Genomic DNA, 16,518 nt, shown 5'->3' on the forward strand with positions numbered 1-16,518 from the left:
TGACTATCCCAACGATTCGATGCAAGGAGCCTGCCATATGCAACGCCGTCGCCTGACCCGCTTTTCTTCCGCGCGCCACCAGTCCGGCATGAGCCTGCTGGAGATCATCATCGTGATCGTGCTGATCGGTGCGGTGCTGACCCTGGTCGGCAGCCGCGTGCTCGGCGGTGCCGATCGTGGCAAGGCCAACATCGCCAAGGCGCAGGTGCAGACCATGGCCGGCAAGATCGACAACTACCAGCTCGATACCGGCAAGCTGCCGGCCAAGCTGGATGATCTGGTCACCCAGCCCAGCGGCAGCGCGGGCTGGCTCGGCCCGTACGCCAAGCCGGCCGACCTCAATGATCCGTGGGGCCATGCGTTGGAGTACCGCGTGCCGGGCGAAAGCCAGCCGTACGAGCTGATCAGCCTGGGCAAGGATGGCAAGGTCGGTGGCAGCAGTTACGATGCGGACATCCGGTACGAGTAATCGGCATTGGGAGCGCTGTGGCCCGTGCCGAGCAGACCGCCGCATCGCGTGCCCACGGGCACCCATGCACGCGGTCTGTCGCTGCTGGAGATGCTGCTGGTGGTGGCCCTGATCGCCATCATCGGCGTGGTGACCGCCACCGCGATGAACGGTGGCATCGATGGCATGCGCCTGCGCAACGCCGGCAAGGAAATCGCCACCCAGCTGCGCTACACGCGTACCCAGGCCATTGCCACCGGCCAGACCCAGCGCTTCGTGATCGACCCGCGTGCGCGAACCTGGCAGGCGGCCAATGGTCGTCACGGGCAGCTTCCGGCCGCGCTGGACGTGCGGTTCCGCGGTGCGGGCCAGCTCAGCACCGCACCGGGGCAGGGCAGCATCGCCTTCTTCGCCGACGGCGCGGCCAGTGGCGGCAGCATCGAGCTGAGCACCCGCGGTGCGGTGTGGGAGATCCACGTCGGCTGGATCACCGGTGAAGTCCGTGCCGGTCCGCGCCGGGAGGGTGGATGAAGCGTCAGCGCGGCTATTCGCTGCTGGAGGTGATCATCGCGTTCGCGCTGCTGGCGTTGGCGTTGACCCTGCTGCTGGGCAGTCTGTCCGGTGCGGCGCGCCAGGTGGGCCAGGCCGATGTGCGCAGCCGGGCCACGCTTTATGCGCAGTCGCTGCTGGCCAGTACCGGGGTGGAAACGCCGCTGCAGGAAGGCAGCACCCAGGGCGAGTGGGAGCAGGGCAGGTACCGCTGGCAACTGCAGGTGGAGCCTTACGCGGAGCCGCGTATCACCACAGCGCCGGTGACCACCGACGTTGGTGGCCCGACCCTGGCGCAGATCACGCTGCAGGTGCGCTGGGGCGAAAGCAACGGCGAGCAGCTGCAGTGGCGCAGCCTGCGCTTGTTGCCGCCGGTACCGGGCGCACCGCGATGACGCTGCGCCCACGCCGCGCCGGCGGCTTCACGCTGATCGAGATCCTGCTGGCGACCGCGCTGCTGGTGGGCGGGCTGGCACTGGCCTTCGCCACCGTGCGCTCGGCCATGGCGATCAGCCAGCGCGGCGAGCGCATGGCCGCCCAGAACGAACGCATGCGCGCGGTCGACGGATTTCTGCGCCGTCGCCTGTCGACCGCGCTGGTCATTGCGACCTCGCCCCCGGATCCCACCCGAGACCCGGTGTACTTCATTGGCGAGCCGCAGCGGATGCTGTTTGTCTCCGATCTGCCCGGCTACCTCGGCCGCGGCGGGCCGTATGCGCATGAGCTGCAGGTCCGTCGTGCGGGTGGGCAGGAACAGTTGGAGGTCGGACTCACCCTGCTGCAGAACGGTGAAGCGATTGAAGAAGATCCGCCACGACCGCCGGAGATGCTGGCCGACCAACTGCGCGAGGTGCGCTTCCGCTACCGCGGCACCGATCCGCGCACCGGCCAGCTGAGCGAATGGCTGGACCGCTGGGAGGACACCCGCCGCCTGCCGCTGCTGGTCTCGATCGAGATCATCCCGCTGCAGGGGCCGGCGTGGCCGCCGATGATCGCGGCATTGCCGCCGCCGCGCGGAGATCTCCGATGAAGCCCGCGCGCGGTGCCGCGCTGGTGCTGGTGCTGTGGTTGATCGCGCTGCTCACCGCGGTGATCGGCGCATTTGCGCTGAGTGCACGCGTGGAGCACATGCAGCAGCGGGTGATTGGCGACGATGCCATCGGCCAGGAATACGCGCGCGCGGGGCTGGAATATGCCCTGCACCGTCTGCAGCCGCGCGCCAGCCAGCCGGCGTGGGTGGCCGATGGCCGCCGCTACCGGTGGACCTTTGATACGCGTCGGATCGATCTGACGATTCTCGACGAGAACGGCAAGATCAATCTGAATCTGGCCGACGTTAGCCTGCTCAGCGCATTCCTGCGCGCGATGGGGGAGGCGCCTGACCACGCCCAGCAGCTGGCCGGTGCCATCGTCGATTGGCGCGACGCCGACAGCCTCAAACAGCCCGGTGGCGGCGCGGAGACGCCGGATTACGTCGCGGCCGGCCTGCCCTATGGCGCACGCAACGCGCGCTTCGAGACGATGGGCGAGCTGCAGCGCGTGCTGGGCATGGAGGCGGACCTGTATGCGCGGATCGAGCCGATGCTGACCCTGTACAGCCGCCAGGCGCGGCCCGATCCACGCTTCGCGGCTGGCCCGGTGTTGACCGCGCTGGGGCTGGATGCCGAACGCCTGCTGGCCGAGCGCGAGCGTGCGGCGGCCGCGGATGACGCGGGATTACCGGCCGCAGCGCTTGCAGGTGGCAGTGGCACCTATAGTATCGAGAGTCGCGCCACGGACGAACGCGGCCGGATATCGGTACTGCGCGCCGTGGTGAGGATGGGGGCGGCAGGCACGCCGGGAACGGCATACACAGTACTTCGCTGGGAACAGGGAATGGCAGCAAGATGACGGCATGGCGTGACAGTCTGGTGCGGGCCCGCGGGCGCTTGTCGCCTGGCGTGGGCAGCAGCCTGCGCTGGTGGCGGCAATCGTTGCTGGCCTGGCTGCCGGTGCGTTGGCAATGGGCGATGGGCTGGTCGCGCTCACGGCTGCTGCTCAAGCGCGACGGTGAGGTGCTGCACGTTCAGCGCCAGACCGGTGAACAGCTCGAGGCGATTGCCGAACTGCACTGGCCGGTGTCGCCGGCCGCGCTGGACAACCTGTTGGATGCGCGTCTGCGCAGCCTGCCGAGGCATTGGTTGCTGGCTGCCGGAAGCGTGTTGCGGCGACCGCTGCGGCTGCCCGCGGCGGCCGCGGAGCGGCTGCGCGATGTGGTCGGTTTTGAGATCGATCGGCAAACCCCCTTCGATGCCAGCCAGGTCAGCTATGACGTGCGCGATCTCGGCGCGTTGCCGGATGGCCAGCTGCAGGTGGAACTGGTGGTGATCCCGCGCGTCCAGCTGGATCAGTGGGCGCAGCAGGCCGGGCCGTGGGCGCAGGCCGTGGCCGGCGTCGATGCGGTGGATGCCACGGGCCAGCCGCTGGACGTCAATCTGCTTCCGGTCGCGCAGCGGCAACCGTATCGCGACCCGATGGCGCGCTGGAACGGGCTCCTGGCCGTGGGCGCGATCGTGCTGCTTGCGCTGGCCGGCCATCAGTTGATCGACAATCGCCAGGCCGCGGCGGACCAGTTGCGTGAGCAGGTCGATGCCGCCGCGCGTGACGCACGCCAGGTCGCCGCCGAGCGGCAACAGCTTCAGAGCCTGGTCGAAGGCGCCGCGTTCCTGGAGGGCAAGCGTGCCGAGCATGCGAGCACCGTGGAGATCTGGAATGAACTTACCCGCCTGCTGCCCGATGGCACCTATCTGGAAAAAATGTCGATTGAAGGCACCACGCTGCAGTTGATCGGGCTCAGCCGCGAAGCCTCGCAACTGGTGCCGCTGCTGCAGGACTCGCCGCTATGGCGCAAGGTCAATCTGACCGGTGTGCTGCAGGCCGATGGGGCGACCAGCGGCCGCGACCGTTTCACGCTGACGGCCGAGCTGCAGCCGCTGCCCGGCGCGACACCGCCTGCCAAGGAGGTTGCCGATGGCAGCACAACCGACGCGCCGTGATCGCTGGCTGGCGCTGGGGCTGCTGTTGGCGGTGATCGCCGTGGCCTACCTGCTGCTGGTGCATCCGTGGTTGACCCGTCCGTCGCTGGCGATCAATGCCGACATCGCTGCGGTGCAGGAGCGCCAGCAGCGTGTGCAGGCGCAGTTGGCGCAGCGCGGCCAGATCGCTACCCAACTGAGCGAGGTGCAGACGGCGCTCGAGGGCCGCCCCGGCTTCCTGCGCGAGGCCACGGCCGAATCGGCCGCCGCCGCGCTGTCCAGCCGGCTGCAGGATGCGGTGGCCTCGGCCAGTCCGGGCAATCGCAGCTGCACGATCAGCAACCGCACGCCGCTGCCTGATGCCAGCCGCGAACCGGCGTTCCCGCGCGTGGCCCTGCAGGTGCGGCTGCGGTGCGGCGTGCCGGAAATGGCCGCGGTGCTGCACACGCTGGAGACCGGTACACCGCGCTTGTTCGTGGACAACCTGAATCTGCTGGCGCAGCGCTTCCAGCAATCGCCAAGTGAAACCGGCACCGGCCTGGACGTGTCGTTCGAACTGGTCGGCTATCTGCGCCCGGGCGCCGCGCTGGAGCCCGGTGCGACGGTGCCATCCCCCGTTCCGCTGCCGGCGGGACAGGACGCTGGGCAGAACGTTGAACCAGGTGCGGCCCCGCCCAGCGATGCGGCCGAACCCCCGCCAGTGCCGGATGCTGCCGAGGAGGTCGAGCATGAAGCTTGAAGCAGCCGGCCTGCGGACCTGGTGGCTGGGGGGCATCGCGCTGTGGGCGCTGGCGATCTGGATCGCCACGCTGTCCGGGCTGGGCAGCCGTATCGCGCCGGCAACCGAGGGCGATGTCGGGCCCGGGCCGTTGCCGCAGCTGGCACCGGCCGCGCCGGAGCGCATGGCCTCGGCCAGCACCTACGCACAGATCGGTGCACGGCCGCTGTTCGCCGAAGACCGTCAGCCGCGCCCGTATCTGCTCGGCGGCACCGAGCAGGGCACCGCCAGCAGCGTCTCGCTGACCGGCGTACTGCTCACGCCTGACTTCGCCATGGCCATCCTGACCACCGATCAGCGCCAGTCGCTGCGGTTGCGCTTGAACGGTGAGGCGGTGAACGGATGGCAGCTGCTGGCGCTGGAACCCCGCCGGGCCACTGTCAGCGGGCCGGGTGGCACCCAGACGCTGGAACTGCCGGTGTTCAACGGGCAGGGTGGCGAACCGCCGACGGCGCTGGGCAGCACAGCGCTCACGAGCGTTCCGCCGGCCGGTGCCGGCGCACGCCCGATCAATGGCGCATCGGCACCCATGCCCGCATCACCGCCGGCCGCCCCGCCCGCGCCGCAGCCAGTTACGCCCTCGGCTGCGGCGGCTCCCGCGCAGAACGCGCAGGGCCCCAGCGAAGACCAGATGAAGGCGATCCGCGAGCGCATCCAGGCGCGCCGCCAGCAATTGCAGCAACAACAGCAACAGCAGTCGCAGCAACCGCCCGCGGGCGGCTCCGGCCACAACCCTTAGAGTGACAGCATGACCCTGCGCCTTTTCCCCGTGTCTTTCCTTGTCGCCCTGCTGGTGGGCTGCACCACCGTGCCCGCGCCGGAGGTGCGCCGCGATGCGGTCCTCGACAGCCACCAGGTGATCGCCGGTGATGGCTCCCACGCAGGCGTCGATGCCGAGCCACTGGGAACCAGCGGTGCACCGCAGGCGGTGATCCGCCGCGGCACCGGCACGATGATCAACCGCAGCGCTGCCGCCGCGCCGCAGCCGTCGCTGGGCAATGCCTCCACCGGCAATGCGACCTTCAACTTCGAAGGCGAATCGGTGCACGCGGTGGTCAAGGCGATCCTCGGCGACTTCCTCGGCCAGAACTACGTGATCGCACCGGGCGTGCAGGGCACCGTGACCCTGGCCACGCCCAAGCCGGTGTCCTCGGCGCAGGCCTTGAACCTGCTGGAAATGGTGCTGGGCTGGAACAACGCGCGCATGGTCTACAGCGCAGGCCGCTACAACATCGTGGCCGCCGATCAGGCGCTGGCGGGCACCGTGTCGCCCAGCACCGCCTCGCCGGCCAATGCGCGCGGCTTTGAAGTGCGCGTGGTGCCGCTGCAGTACATCTCCGCCACCGAGATGAAGAAAGTGCTGGAGCCGTACGCGCGCCCGAACGCGATCGTCAACGTCGACAACGGCCGCAACGTGATCACCCTCGGCGGTACCCGCAGCGAACTGGAGAACTACCTGCGCACGGTGGAAATCTTCGATGTGGACTGGCTCTCGGGCATGTCCGTGGGCGTCTTCCCGATCCAGTCCGGCAAGGCCGAGCAGGTGGCCGCCGATCTGGAGAAAGTGTTCGGCGAGGAAAGCAAAACCCCCAGTGCCGGCATGTTCCGCTTCCTGCCGCTGGAGAATGCCAACGCGGTGCTGGTGATCACCCCGCAGGCGCGCTATCTCGACCAGATCCAGCAGTGGCTGGACCGCATCGATACCGCCGGTGGCAACGCGCGACTGTTCTCCTACGAGCTGCGCTACGTCAAGGCCAAGGACCTGGCCGAGCGCCTGGCCGAAGCCTTCGCCAACGAGAACGGCCGCAGCGGTCGTGGCAGCAGTTCGCTGGCGCCAGGCGCGTCGCCGATGGACATCGGCAGCCGCGATGGCAACAGCAACAACAGTAATTTCTCCAACACCGGCAGCAGCAACGGCAGCAGCCGCGGTGGGCTGGGCGAAGGCACGATGAGTCTGCCGCAACGCCAGTCCGGCAACGCCAGCTTCAGCCTGGAAGTGCAGGGCGATACCGTCGGTGTATCGGCGGTAGAAGAAACCAACACGTTGCTGGTGCGCTCCACCCCGCAGGCCTGGCGCTCGATCCGCGAGGTGATCGAAAAGCTCGACGTGATGCCGATGCAGGTCCACATCGAAGCGCAGGTCGCCGAGGTCGCGCTGACCGGCGATCTCAGCTATGGCGTGAACTGGTTCTTCGAGCAGGCCGTGGCCACCGGCAAGACCGAGAGCGGCATCGACCTGCCCAGTGCGCTTGGCCGTTCGATCTGGGGCAGCATCTCCGGCTCGGTTGGCAGTGATGGGGTCGGCTGGACCTTCCTCGGCAAGAACGCCGCCGCAGTGGTCAGTGCGCTGGACAAGGTCAGCAACCTGCGTCTGCTGCAGACCCCCTCGCTGTTCGTGCGCAACAACGCCGAAGCCACCCTCAACGTGGGCACCCAGATTCCGATCAACTCGGTGTCGGTCAATACCGGCGTAGGCGGCGACAACACTTACAGCCAGGTCCAGTACCTGGATACCGGCGTGATCCTCAAAGTGCGCCCGCGCATCACCCGCGATGGCGTGGTGTTCCTGGACATCGTGCAGGAGGTCAGCTCGGCCGGCGCGATCCCGAGCGGCTGCGACCCGACCCGCACCACCTGCAACCCGCCGATCAATACCCGCAAGATCTCCACCGAAGCGGCGGTGCAGAGCGGTGACACCATCATGCTCGCCGGCCTGATCACCGATTCCGGCGAAGACGGCTCCAGTGGCGTACCGGGCCTGAGCAAGCTGCCGGTGATCGGTGCGCTGTTTGGCCGGAAGACGTTGAAGTCAGAACGCTCCGAAGTGATCGTGCTGCTGACCCCGACCATCGTGCGCAACGCGCAGGAGTCGCGGAACCTGACCGACGAATACAGCAGCCGCTTCCGTGCGATGGAGCCATTCCCCGAGCGCAAGGGCAAGCGCTGAGCGATGCCAAGTCCCTGCTGTCATCGCAGGGGCCGATCTTGTTACGCTGGCCGCGCCCAAGGGAGCCTGCGATGACACAGCGACACGGCGAAGACGGCAGCACGCAGAGGTCGGCATGAGCACGGTCATCCTGCTGCCGATCGGGGTCGACGATGCCGCGCTGGACCGCTGCCTGGCCGCGCTCGATGCCGGCACAGCAGCGGGCACCGCGATCTGGCTCGCCGACGATGGCCAGGCCGGGCCGCGCGCCCAGGCCGTGATCGAACATTGGCTTGCACAGACGCCGCTGCAGGCCGAGTACACCCGCCGCGCCCGCGCGATCGGCGAGGTGGCCCATCTGGACGAAATGCTCACCGCCTGTGCGGGCGCTGATGTGGTGGTGCTCGCCCCGGATGCGATCCCGGCACCGGGTTGGTTGCAGCAGCTGGACGCCTGCCTGGCCCGCGATGCCTCGATCGGCTCGGCCACGCCGTGGTGCAACGCCGGTGAGACGGCCGCCTGGCCGCGTCTGGGCGAGATCAATCCACTGCCGGACGACCTTGATCTGGCCCCGCTGGCCCAGGCCTGCGCGGTGATGCCGCCATTGCATCCCGAACTGCCGTCTGCGGTGACCCATGCGGTGCTGTTGCGTGGCAATGCCCGACGCAAGGCCGGTGGGCTGGACATGCACAGTTACGCCTCATGGAATGCGGCCCTGATCGACCTCAGCCTGCGCATGGCCGGGCTCGGCTGGCGCAACGCCCTGTGCGAGACCGCCTTCGTCGCCCGCGTGGCCGAAGGTGTAACCGGCGAGGGCGACATGGAGGCGTTGGCGTCGCGCTGGCCGGCCTGGCCGCCGCGGCTGGCCGGCTTCCTGATGCTCGATCCACTGCAGCAGGCACGCCACGACCTGCAGCAACACCACCGGCAGGCGATAATGCCCAAGGCGCAGGGCGATCTGTTCGCGCCGCCTGTCATTGCCGCCCCGGAGTCCCCCGTTTGAGCCCTGCCATCGCCGCCATCATCGTCAGCTACCAGAGCGCCAGCACGCTGGATGCCTGCCTGCTGCGCCTGCGCGAGGCGCGCGACATCGCCGAGATCCGCGTGGTCGACAACGATTCCACCGACGGCACCCTGGAGATCGTGCAGCGCCATGCCAGCGCCGATCCGCGGGTGCGCTTCATCGCCAATCCGGACAACCCCGGCTTTGCTGCCGCCAACAACCAGGGCGTGGCCGACAGCCAGGCACCGTGGCTGGCCTTCATCAACCCCGACCTGATGGTCGGCCCGCAGACCCTGGCCCAACTGCGCGAACGTGCGCTGCCGCTGGGTGACTGCCTGCTGGGCGTCGAGCAGGTGGATGAAAGCGGTCGCCCGGACGATGCCGTGCGTCGCCGTGACCCGGATTTCGCCGCGATGCTGCGCAACCCCGGGCAGGGCGGGAAACTGGCCCTCCCGGTCGACCACCGCCAGCCGCTGCAGGTGGTGCCGGCCCTGTCGGGCGCGCTGCTGCTGATGCCGCGGGCCCTGTTCGACCGGATCGGTGGGTGGGATGCGGGCTACCGCCTGCATGCCGAGGATCTGGATCTGTGCCGGCGCGCACGCGAGGCCGGCGCGGTGATCGCCATCGCCAACGACCTGCAGGTGACCCACGTACGCGGCGTCTCCAGCCGCTCGCGGCCGTTCTTCGTGGAGTGGCACAAGCACCGCGGGCTGTGGCGGTACTTCCGGAAGTTCGAGGCGCCGCAACGTGGCTGGCCGGTGCGCTGCGCCGTGTGGGGCGCGATCTGGGCGCATGCGCTGGTGCAGGTCCCGCGGCTGCTCCGCCGCCGGTAGAGGGCCGCGCATCCGCTTCGGCACCGGGTCGATACGTGCCGTGAACGCTGTCCACGCTGAGGGCACCGGCCGTTGGTCGTACACGGTGGCAGGCGCATACTCTTCAGCATGATCATCCAGTCCCTGCTCGACACCGACCTGTACAAATTCACCATGATGCAGGCGGTGCTGCATCAGTACCCCGGCGCGCAGGTGCAGTACCGGTTCAAGTGCCGGACCCCGGGCATCGACCTGGCGCAGTTCATCGACCAGATCAACGCCGAGATCGACCATCTGTGCAGCCTGCGCTTCAGCGCCGAAGAGCTGGACTACGTGCGCGGCCTGCGCTTCGTCAAACCGGATTTCGCCGATTTCCTCGGCCTGTTCCACCTGGACCGCAAGTACATCGCGCTGCGCCCCTCGACCACCGTGCCCGGTGAGATCGATCTGGACATCACCGGGCCGTGGCTGCACACCATTCTGTTCGAAGTCCCGCTGCTGGCGATCATCAACGAGGTCTGGTTCCGCAACACCACCGACTCGGATTTCAGCGAAGGCGAGCGCCGCCTGCAGGCCAAGACCGCGCTGCTGCGCGATACCCCCGGCTTCGAGCTGTGCCGGATCGCCGACTACGGCAGCCGCCGCCGTTACTCGCGCCAGTGGCATGGGCGGATGCTGCCGATGCTGCGCGACGCGCTTGGTGCGCAGTTCGTGGGCACCAGCAACGTGCATTTCGCCCGGCTGTACGGCATGACCCCGCACGGCACGATGGCCCATGAGTACCTGCAGGCGTTCCAGGCACTCGGCCCGCGCCTGCGTGACTCGCAGGTGGCCGCGCTGGAATCCTGGGCGCGCGAGTACCGCGGCGACCTCGGTATCGCGCTGTCGGATGTGGTCGGGCTGGAGGCCTTCCTGCGCGACTTCGACATGTACTTCTGCAAGCTGTTCGACGGCGTCCGCCACGATTCCGGCGACCCCTTCACCTGGGGCGACCGCATGCTGGCCCACTTTGACAGCCGCCGGGTGGATCCACGCAGCAAGGTGCTGGTCTTCAGCGACGGGCTGAACATCGAAAAGGTGATGCAGCTGTTCGATTACTTCCGCGGCCGCTGCCAGGTGGCCTTCGGGGTCGGCACGCACCTGACCAATGACCTGGGCCCGACCCCGCTCAACATCGTCATCAAGATGGTCCGCTGCAACGGCCAGCCGGTCGCCAAGCTGAGTGATTCACCCGGCAAGAGCATGTGCGACGACCCGGGCTATCTGGCGTATCTGCGCCAGGTCTTCGAGCTGCCCGCCGAGGGCTGAGCAGTGCACCGGCGCGGCGATCCGCTGCCGCCGGACACCCTTCAACCCCGATTCCGTTCAGCCCGTCCGGGGCAGGTGACGCTGCGCGTCAGGAAGCGACGCAGCGCGCTCGCTATGCAGGAAAGCCAGATGTGCCACAATAATATGAGGCGCAGTTCACACTTTTGACCGACATCGATGCCGGTAATTGCCCGTATGCCGCCTCCGCATCGTGGTTCGTCTAGGCTTCCCGGATGAATGCATCAGCACCACTCGATTACTACCGTACCCACGCCTGCTCTCGCCAGTGGCGCGGCTTCCTGCTGGCGCTCTGCGAAGAGTTCGACAGTGCGTTGCCCGATGCCGAACTGGCGCGGTTGATGGCGCGGATCGGTGAACGCTTCGGCCGTGCCCATGCACTGCCGGCGGCAGCGACCCTGGAGGAACTGCAGGACGCCGCCAATGCGGTCTGGTCCTCTGCAGAGTGGGGCCAGGTGGCGTTCGAGGAATTGCCGGAACAGGTTCACATTCACCATGCCGCCTCGCCGTTGTCGGCGGTACTCGGCGGCCGCGTCGGGTGGGATACTGGTTTTCTGGAAGGTGTGTACCGGCAATGGTTCCGCGCCGCCGGGATGGTGTCGGTATTGGATGTCCGGCACCTGCAGAGCGACAACCCGGATGTAGCGACATACACGCTGTCGCGTGTGTTCTGAATCTCTCTCCCCCCCTTTGATGGTGCCATGAGCAAGCTTCTGAAACATGCCGATACAGAGAGCCACGACGATGACGTGGCCGGCCTCTTCAACCGCTTGGGCGGCCGCGATGACACGCGCACCTACCAGGATTTCACCCACAGCCAGCCGCAGGTCAGCACCACGGCCCGCCTGCGCGAGGAGGCCCCGCCGCCGATTCCGGCCGCGAGCCTGACCGCGGTACCCAGTGCCGCGCCGGTGATCACGCCCGTGATCGCCGCGGCCGAGGCGGCGCCGATGGACGTGCCGGCAGCGGCTGCACCGGCGCAGAGCACACCGCTGGAACAGCTGTTCCAGCGACTGGCCGGTGCGCGTAGCGCGACGCCGGGGCACAGCCCGCTGAGCCGGCTGCGCGGGGCGTGAAACGTAGCCGGTGATCGCTCGCCGCGCCCTTCGGGGTGGGGCGGGAGTGCCGGCTGATGCAAGGGGATGCCGCTGCGTGCGGCCGTGTTGGGGAACATCATGAGCAAAACTTCCACCCCGAGAGGGGATGCCGTTCTGGCCCGCTTGGCGCTGCTTGCGCTGGTGGTCGGCGGCGCCATGCTGCTGGCCTTCGTGATCACCGTGCCCATGGAGATCGGTCAGCAGTTCCTGTTCTCCGCGGTGGTGTTCCTGATCGCCCTGTGCCTGCGCAACCGCGAAAGCCGGTTGATCCCGCTGGTGTTGATGGGCCTGTCGCTGGTGATGTCCACGCGCTACATGTACTGGCGCCTGACCGACACGATGGGCATGAGCAGCTTCGTCGATCTCACTCTGGGCCTGGGCCTGGTGGCCGCCGAGGTGTACTCGTTCATCGTGCTGGTGCTGGGCTACTTCCAGGTGGCCTGGCCGCTGCATCGCAAGCCGATGCCGTTGCCCGAAGACCAGTCGCTGTGGCCCACCGTGGATGTGCTCATCCCGACCTACAACGAGCCGCTGTCGGTGGTACGCACCACCGTGCTGGCGGCCACCGTGCTGGACTGGCCGGCGGACAAGCTCAACATCTACCTGCTCGATGACGGCCGCCGCGAGGAATTCCGCGAATTCTGCGACGAGGTCGGGGTGAAGTACATCACCCGCACCAACAACAATCACGCCAAGGCCGGCAATATCAATGCGGCGTTGAAGAAGACCAGCGGCGAGTACGTGGCGATCTTCGACTGCGACCACATGCCGACCCGCTCGTTCCTGCAGATGTCGATGGGCTGGTTCCTGTTCGACGAGAAGATGGCCGTGGTGCAGACGCCCCACTACTTCTTCTCGGCCGATCCGTTCGAGCGCAACCTGGGCAACTTCGGGCGCGTGCCCAACGAAGGCGAGCTGTTCTACGGCCTGCTGCAGGATGGCAACGACCAGTGGAACGCGACCTTCTTCTGTGGCTCCTGCGCGGTGATCAAGCGCGGACCGCTGGAGGAAGTGGGTGGCGTGGCCGTCGAAACCGTCACCGAGGATGCGCACACCGCGATCCGTCTGCACCGTGCCGGCTACCGCAGTGCCTACATCCCGGTGCCGCAGGCGGCCGGCCTGGCCACCGAGAGCCTGTCGGCACACGTCGGCCAGCGCATCCGCTGGGCCCGTGGCATGGCGCAGATCCTGCGGGTGGACAACCCCATGTTCGCCAAGGGGCTGAGCCTGATGCAGCGCATCTGCTACACCAACGCGATGCTGCACTTCTTCTACGGCCTGCCACGGATCATCTTCCTGACCGCGCCGCTGGCCTTCCTGTTCTTCGGCGCCCACGTCATCCACGCCTCGGCGCTGATGATCCTGGCCTACGCGCTGCCGCACATCGTGATGGCCAACCTGACCAACCTGCGCGTGCAGGGCAAGCATCGCCATCTGCTGTGGAACGAGGTCTACGAGACCACGCTGGCCTGGTACATCCTGCGCCCGACCCTGATGGCGGTGATCAATCCGAAGCTGGGCAAGTTCAACGTGACGGCCAAGGGGGGCCTGGTCCAGCGCAGCTACTTCGATGCGCAGATCGCCCGCCCGTACCTGCTGCTGCTGTTGTTGAACCTGCTGGGCGTGGTGGCCGGCATCGTGCGGATGGTGATGGCCGATACCAGCGGCGAGGTCAATACGATCTGGTTGAACCTGGGCTGGACCGTCTACAACATGATCATGCTGGGCGCGGTCATCGCTACCTCCAGCGAACAGCGCCAGATCCGCCGCTCGCACCGCGTGCCGCTGAACATGCGGGCAGTCCTGCACCTGCCCGATGGCCAGGCGTTGCCGTGCCGCACGCTGAACTTCTCCACCGGTGGCATGGCGCTGCGGCTGGACCAGTCCCAGCCCGTGCAGCCGGGTACGTACGTGGAGGTTGAACTGGCCCATCGCCAGCGCAGCGAGCGCCTGCCGGCCGAAGTGCGGCACGATCGCGACGACCAGGGCATCAGCATCCAGTTCGGCGAGCTGACCTTGGAGCAGGAACGCTGGCTGGTCACCTCCACCTTCGCCCGTGCCGATATCTGGGTAAAGCTGTGGGGTCGCCATGACCGCGATACGTTCCTGCGTTCCACCACCGACGTCCTCAAGGCCAGCATGCGCGGCTTCCACCGCCTGGGCAGTTTCGTTCTTGCGGGAGGCCGCAAGGATGGCCCCACCCCGCCGCGCACCGGAGATTCCGCATGACCCGTCGTGACCGTTCCCTGTTCCGCCCGGTGCGCGTGCCGCGCCCGTCCGCCGCAGCGGTGGCGTTCACCCTGACCCTGCTGTGTGGCGCGGTCTACGCGCAGGATCCTGCGGTACCCGCAACGGCCACGCCCGTCGCCGCACCCGCCGATGCCGCCCCGGCAGTGCCCGTGCCGCCTGCCGCGCCAGCGGCTGGTTCGCGGCAGAGCCGCTCCACGCTCAAGCAGCTGGGCATCGATTACGAGATCACCCTGCGCGGCATCCAGGGCACCGCGGGCGTGCCGTTCTCGGTGCGCAACGACCAGGTGGTCGATCGCGCCTCGCTGCATCTGAAATACAGCTATTCACCGGCGCTGTTGCCGGATCTGTCGCACCTGAAGGTCACCGTCAACGACGTCACCGTGGCGACGTTGCCCACGCCGGTCGAGCAGGCCGGGCGGATGATCGAGCGCGACATCGATATCGATCCGCGCATGATCATCGATTACAACCGCATCAACCTGCAGTTGATCGGCCACTACACCCGCGAATGCGAGGATCCGGACCACACCAGCCTGTGGGCCAACATCGACGCCGGCAGCTATCTGGAACTGGGCTGGGCGCCGCTGCAGCTGACCAATGATCTGTCGCTGCTGCCGGTGCCGTTCTTCGATGCCCGTGACACCAACCGGCTTGAACTGCCGTTCGTGTTCACCGGGCAGCCGGGGCAGGGGCTGCTGCAGTCGGCCGGTATCGTCTCTTCGTGGTTCGGCGCGCTGGCCGGCTATCGCGGTGCGCTGTTCCCGGCCTCGATCGATACCGTGCCGCTGGAAGGCAATGCGGTGGTCGTGGCCACCCCGCGCAACCCGCCGGCCGGCCTGGTGCTGCCCGACATCAGCGGGCCGACCCTGGCCGTGATCGCCAATCCGAACGATGCCAACGGCAAGTTGTTGCTGGTGCTCGGCCGCGATGACGGTGAGCTGCGCATCGCGGCCACCGCGCTGACCCTGGGCACGCCGTTGTCCGGGCCGACCGCCAGCATCGGCGATTTCAAGGAGATCGCGCCGCGCAAGCCGTACGACGCGCCAAAGTGGGTGCCCAGCGATCGCCCGGTGCGAGTCTCCGAACTGGTCCAGCAGACCAGCGAGTTGAATGTGGTCGGTTACCACCCGGACCTGATCCGGATCGGCCTGCAGCTGCCGCCGGATCTGTTCACGTGGCGCCGTGAAGGCATCCCGCTGGATCTGCGCTACCGCTACACGCTGCCGGAAGGCGCGAACAAGTCGGCGCTGAACATCAGCATCAACGATGCCTTCGTCACCACGCTGCCCTTGAACGGCCGCCCGGCACCGCGCTCGGTGTCGGAGATGCTGTGGAACAAGATGAAGGCGCCGGGCGTGATGCCGATCCAGCAGAAGGTGATGCTGCCGACCGGGCCGTTCTCGTCCAACAGCCAGCTGCGCTTCCATTTCTTCTTTGATCGCCCGCAGGCGGCCGAATGCAAGAACACCTTCCCGGATGTGTCCGCGGCGATCGACGGCGACACCAGCATCGATCTGAGCGGCTTCGACCATTACATGGCGATGCCCAACCTGGCCGCCTTCGGCAACGCCGGTTATCCGTTCACGCGTCTGGCCGATCTGTCCGAGACCGTGCTGGTGCTGCCCAACAACCCCAACGCCGATGACGTCGGCAACGTGCTGACCCTGCTCGGCCGCATGGGTGCCTCGACCGGTTACCCGGCGCTGCGCAACCGCATCATCGCTGCCGGCCAGGTAGGCGAGCACGCCGACCAGGATCTGGTGGTGCTGGGGTCGCGTCGCAGCCAGCCGCTGTTCGGCGAGTGGGCCGCGCACCTGCCGATCGGCGAGGCGGGGCAGTCGCGCCGTTTCCAGCTGTCGGACTGGGTGTTCGAGCGGATGCCCTCGTTCCTGTCGCCGGATGCGCGCCGTACCGATCTGCCGACCACCGCCGAAGTGTCGGTGCGTCCGGATGCTGGCGATGTCGTGCTGATGGGCTTCGAGTCGCCCCTGCGCAAGGGGCGCAGCGTGATCGCGGTGATGGCCGATGATCCGGCGCAGGTCAACCGCCTGTTCGAGGCGTGGTTCGACCCGGACCGCGTGCGTGATTTCCAGGGCAGCGTGGTGCTGCTGCAGAAGGACAAGGTGCGCAGCCTGGCCGGCAACCAGACGTATTACGTCGGCCACCTGCCGCCGCTGACCTGGCTGCGCTGGTACTTCTCGCAGAGTCCGCTGCTGTTGGCTGGCTTCGTCGGTCTGGCCTGCCTGCTGTTGGCCCTGATCGCGCGCTGGCTGCTCAAGCGCAACGCCAAGTCCCGCATCGGGCTGTCAGGCTGA

The 16,518-nt window shown here is 67.8% G+C and carries 16 protein-coding genes; all 16 read left to right on the forward strand.

Features of this window, described 5'->3' with window-relative positions; all coding sequences use genetic code 11:
- Positions 1 to 37: 37 nt before the first annotated feature.
- The 16 genes from gspG (at position 38) to bcsB (ending at position 16,518) form a co-directional block, all read left to right on the forward strand.
- On the forward strand, positions 38 to 469 hold the full coding sequence (gene gspG, locus ABE463_RS03880; RefSeq protein ID WP_259261800.1) for a type II secretion system major pseudopilin GspG: 432 nt from the start codon (positions 38 to 40) through the stop codon (positions 467 to 469).
- 90 nt (positions 470 to 559) lie between these two features.
- A complete protein-coding gene (locus ABE463_RS03885) occupies positions 560 to 979 on the forward strand; it encodes a GspH/FimT family pseudopilin (RefSeq protein WP_259261896.1) in 420 nt (139 codons plus the stop codon).
- The gene (locus ABE463_RS03890) at positions 976 to 1,392 is read left to right on the forward strand and encodes a prepilin-type N-terminal cleavage/methylation domain-containing protein (protein WP_346467322.1); all 417 of its coding nucleotides are present in this window, start codon (positions 976 to 978) and stop codon (positions 1,390 to 1,392) included. Before ABE463_RS03885 ends, ABE463_RS03890 begins: the two co-directional genes overlap by 4 nt.
- 2 nt (positions 1,393 to 1,394) lie before the next feature.
- Positions 1,395 to 2,027: a type II secretion system protein J gene (locus tag ABE463_RS03895; protein WP_259261897.1), complete on the forward strand. Its 633-nt coding sequence runs from the start codon at positions 1,395 to 1,397 to the stop codon at positions 2,025 to 2,027.
- Positions 2,024 to 2,887, forward strand: a complete 864-nt coding sequence (locus ABE463_RS03900) for a type II secretion system protein GspK (RefSeq protein WP_259261802.1) — start codon at positions 2,024 to 2,026, stop codon at positions 2,885 to 2,887. Before ABE463_RS03895 ends, ABE463_RS03900 begins: the two co-directional genes overlap by 4 nt.
- On the forward strand, positions 2,884 to 4,032 hold the full coding sequence (locus tag ABE463_RS03905) for a PilN domain-containing protein (RefSeq protein ID WP_346467323.1): 1,149 nt from the start codon (positions 2,884 to 2,886) through the stop codon (positions 4,030 to 4,032). The genes ABE463_RS03900 and ABE463_RS03905 overlap by 4 nt, the downstream gene beginning before the upstream one ends.
- Positions 4,001 to 4,750 (forward strand): type II secretion system protein GspM, encoded by a 750-nt coding sequence (gspM, locus tag ABE463_RS03910; protein WP_346467324.1) that lies wholly within the window; start codon positions 4,001 to 4,003, stop codon positions 4,748 to 4,750. Before ABE463_RS03905 ends, gspM begins: the two co-directional genes overlap by 32 nt.
- Positions 4,740 to 5,528: a hypothetical protein gene (locus tag ABE463_RS03915; RefSeq protein WP_346467325.1), complete on the forward strand. Its 789-nt coding sequence runs from the start codon at positions 4,740 to 4,742 to the stop codon at positions 5,526 to 5,528. The genes gspM and ABE463_RS03915 overlap by 11 nt, the downstream gene beginning before the upstream one ends.
- A 9-nt stretch (positions 5,529 to 5,537) precedes the next feature.
- Positions 5,538 to 7,736 (forward strand): type II secretion system secretin GspD, encoded by a 2,199-nt coding sequence (gspD, locus tag ABE463_RS03920; protein ID WP_346467326.1) that lies wholly within the window; start codon positions 5,538 to 5,540, stop codon positions 7,734 to 7,736.
- A gap of 115 nt (positions 7,737 to 7,851) precedes the next feature.
- On the forward strand, positions 7,852 to 8,718 hold the full coding sequence (locus tag ABE463_RS03925; protein WP_346467327.1) for a glycosyltransferase: 867 nt from the start codon (positions 7,852 to 7,854) through the stop codon (positions 8,716 to 8,718).
- Positions 8,715 to 9,551: a glycosyltransferase family 2 protein gene (locus tag ABE463_RS03930; protein ID WP_346467328.1), complete on the forward strand. Its 837-nt coding sequence runs from the start codon at positions 8,715 to 8,717 to the stop codon at positions 9,549 to 9,551. Before ABE463_RS03925 ends, ABE463_RS03930 begins: the two co-directional genes overlap by 4 nt.
- Before the next feature lie 108 nt (positions 9,552 to 9,659).
- On the forward strand, positions 9,660 to 10,838 hold the full coding sequence (gene pncB / locus ABE463_RS03935; protein ID WP_259261809.1) for a nicotinate phosphoribosyltransferase: 1,179 nt from the start codon (positions 9,660 to 9,662) through the stop codon (positions 10,836 to 10,838).
- A 233-nt stretch (positions 10,839 to 11,071) separates the two neighbouring features.
- On the forward strand, positions 11,072 to 11,530 hold the full coding sequence (locus tag ABE463_RS03940; RefSeq protein WP_123728319.1) for a cellulose biosynthesis protein BcsD: 459 nt from the start codon (positions 11,072 to 11,074) through the stop codon (positions 11,528 to 11,530).
- A 27-nt stretch (positions 11,531 to 11,557) separates the two neighbouring features.
- Complete coding sequence (locus tag ABE463_RS03945; RefSeq protein ID WP_259261810.1) at positions 11,558 to 11,932, forward strand: hypothetical protein; 375 nt, start codon at positions 11,558 to 11,560, stop codon at positions 11,930 to 11,932.
- A 99-nt stretch (positions 11,933 to 12,031) separates the two neighbouring features.
- Positions 12,032 to 14,182, forward strand: coding sequence for a UDP-forming cellulose synthase catalytic subunit (gene bcsA / locus ABE463_RS03950; protein ID WP_259261811.1), 2,151 nt, complete (start codon positions 12,032 to 12,034; stop codon positions 14,180 to 14,182).
- Positions 14,179 to 16,518: a cellulose biosynthesis cyclic di-GMP-binding regulatory protein BcsB gene (bcsB, locus tag ABE463_RS03955; protein ID WP_346467329.1), complete on the forward strand. Its 2,340-nt coding sequence runs from the start codon at positions 14,179 to 14,181 to the stop codon at positions 16,516 to 16,518. The genes bcsA and bcsB overlap by 4 nt, the downstream gene beginning before the upstream one ends.

This window comes from Stenotrophomonas sp. TWI819, assembly GCF_039673075.1.
Classification (GTDB): Bacteria; Pseudomonadota; Gammaproteobacteria; order Xanthomonadales; family Xanthomonadaceae; genus Stenotrophomonas; species Stenotrophomonas rhizophila_B.

What these genes read in the sequence shown, in the direction of transcription:
- gspG (WP_259261800.1), top strand. Translation starts at nt 38, where the DNA reads ATGCAACGCCGTCGCCTGACCCGCTTTTCTTCCGCGCGCCACCAGTCC.
- ABE463_RS03885 (WP_259261896.1), top strand. Translation starts at nt 560, where the DNA reads ATGCTGCTGGTGGTGGCCCTGATCGCCATCATCGGCGTGGTGACCGCC.
- ABE463_RS03890 (WP_346467322.1), top strand. Translation starts at nt 976, where the DNA reads ATGAAGCGTCAGCGCGGCTATTCGCTGCTGGAGGTGATCATCGCGTTC.
- ABE463_RS03900 (WP_259261802.1), top strand. Translation starts at nt 2,024, where the DNA reads ATGAAGCCCGCGCGCGGTGCCGCGCTGGTGCTGGTGCTGTGGTTGATC.
- ABE463_RS03905 (WP_346467323.1), top strand. Translation starts at nt 2,884, where the DNA reads ATGACGGCATGGCGTGACAGTCTGGTGCGGGCCCGCGGGCGCTTGTCG.
- ABE463_RS03915 (WP_346467325.1), top strand. Translation starts at nt 4,740, where the DNA reads ATGAAGCTTGAAGCAGCCGGCCTGCGGACCTGGTGGCTGGGGGGCATC.
- gspD (WP_346467326.1), top strand. Translation starts at nt 5,538, where the DNA reads ATGACCCTGCGCCTTTTCCCCGTGTCTTTCCTTGTCGCCCTGCTGGTG.
- ABE463_RS03925 (WP_346467327.1), top strand. Translation starts at nt 7,852, where the DNA reads ATGAGCACGGTCATCCTGCTGCCGATCGGGGTCGACGATGCCGCGCTG.
- pncB (WP_259261809.1), top strand. Translation starts at nt 9,660, where the DNA reads ATGATCATCCAGTCCCTGCTCGACACCGACCTGTACAAATTCACCATG.
- ABE463_RS03940 (WP_123728319.1), top strand. Translation starts at nt 11,072, where the DNA reads ATGAATGCATCAGCACCACTCGATTACTACCGTACCCACGCCTGCTCT.
- ABE463_RS03945 (WP_259261810.1), top strand. Translation starts at nt 11,558, where the DNA reads ATGAGCAAGCTTCTGAAACATGCCGATACAGAGAGCCACGACGATGAC.
- bcsA (WP_259261811.1), top strand. Translation starts at nt 12,032, where the DNA reads ATGAGCAAAACTTCCACCCCGAGAGGGGATGCCGTTCTGGCCCGCTTG.
- bcsB (WP_346467329.1), top strand. Translation starts at nt 14,179, where the DNA reads ATGACCCGTCGTGACCGTTCCCTGTTCCGCCCGGTGCGCGTGCCGCGC.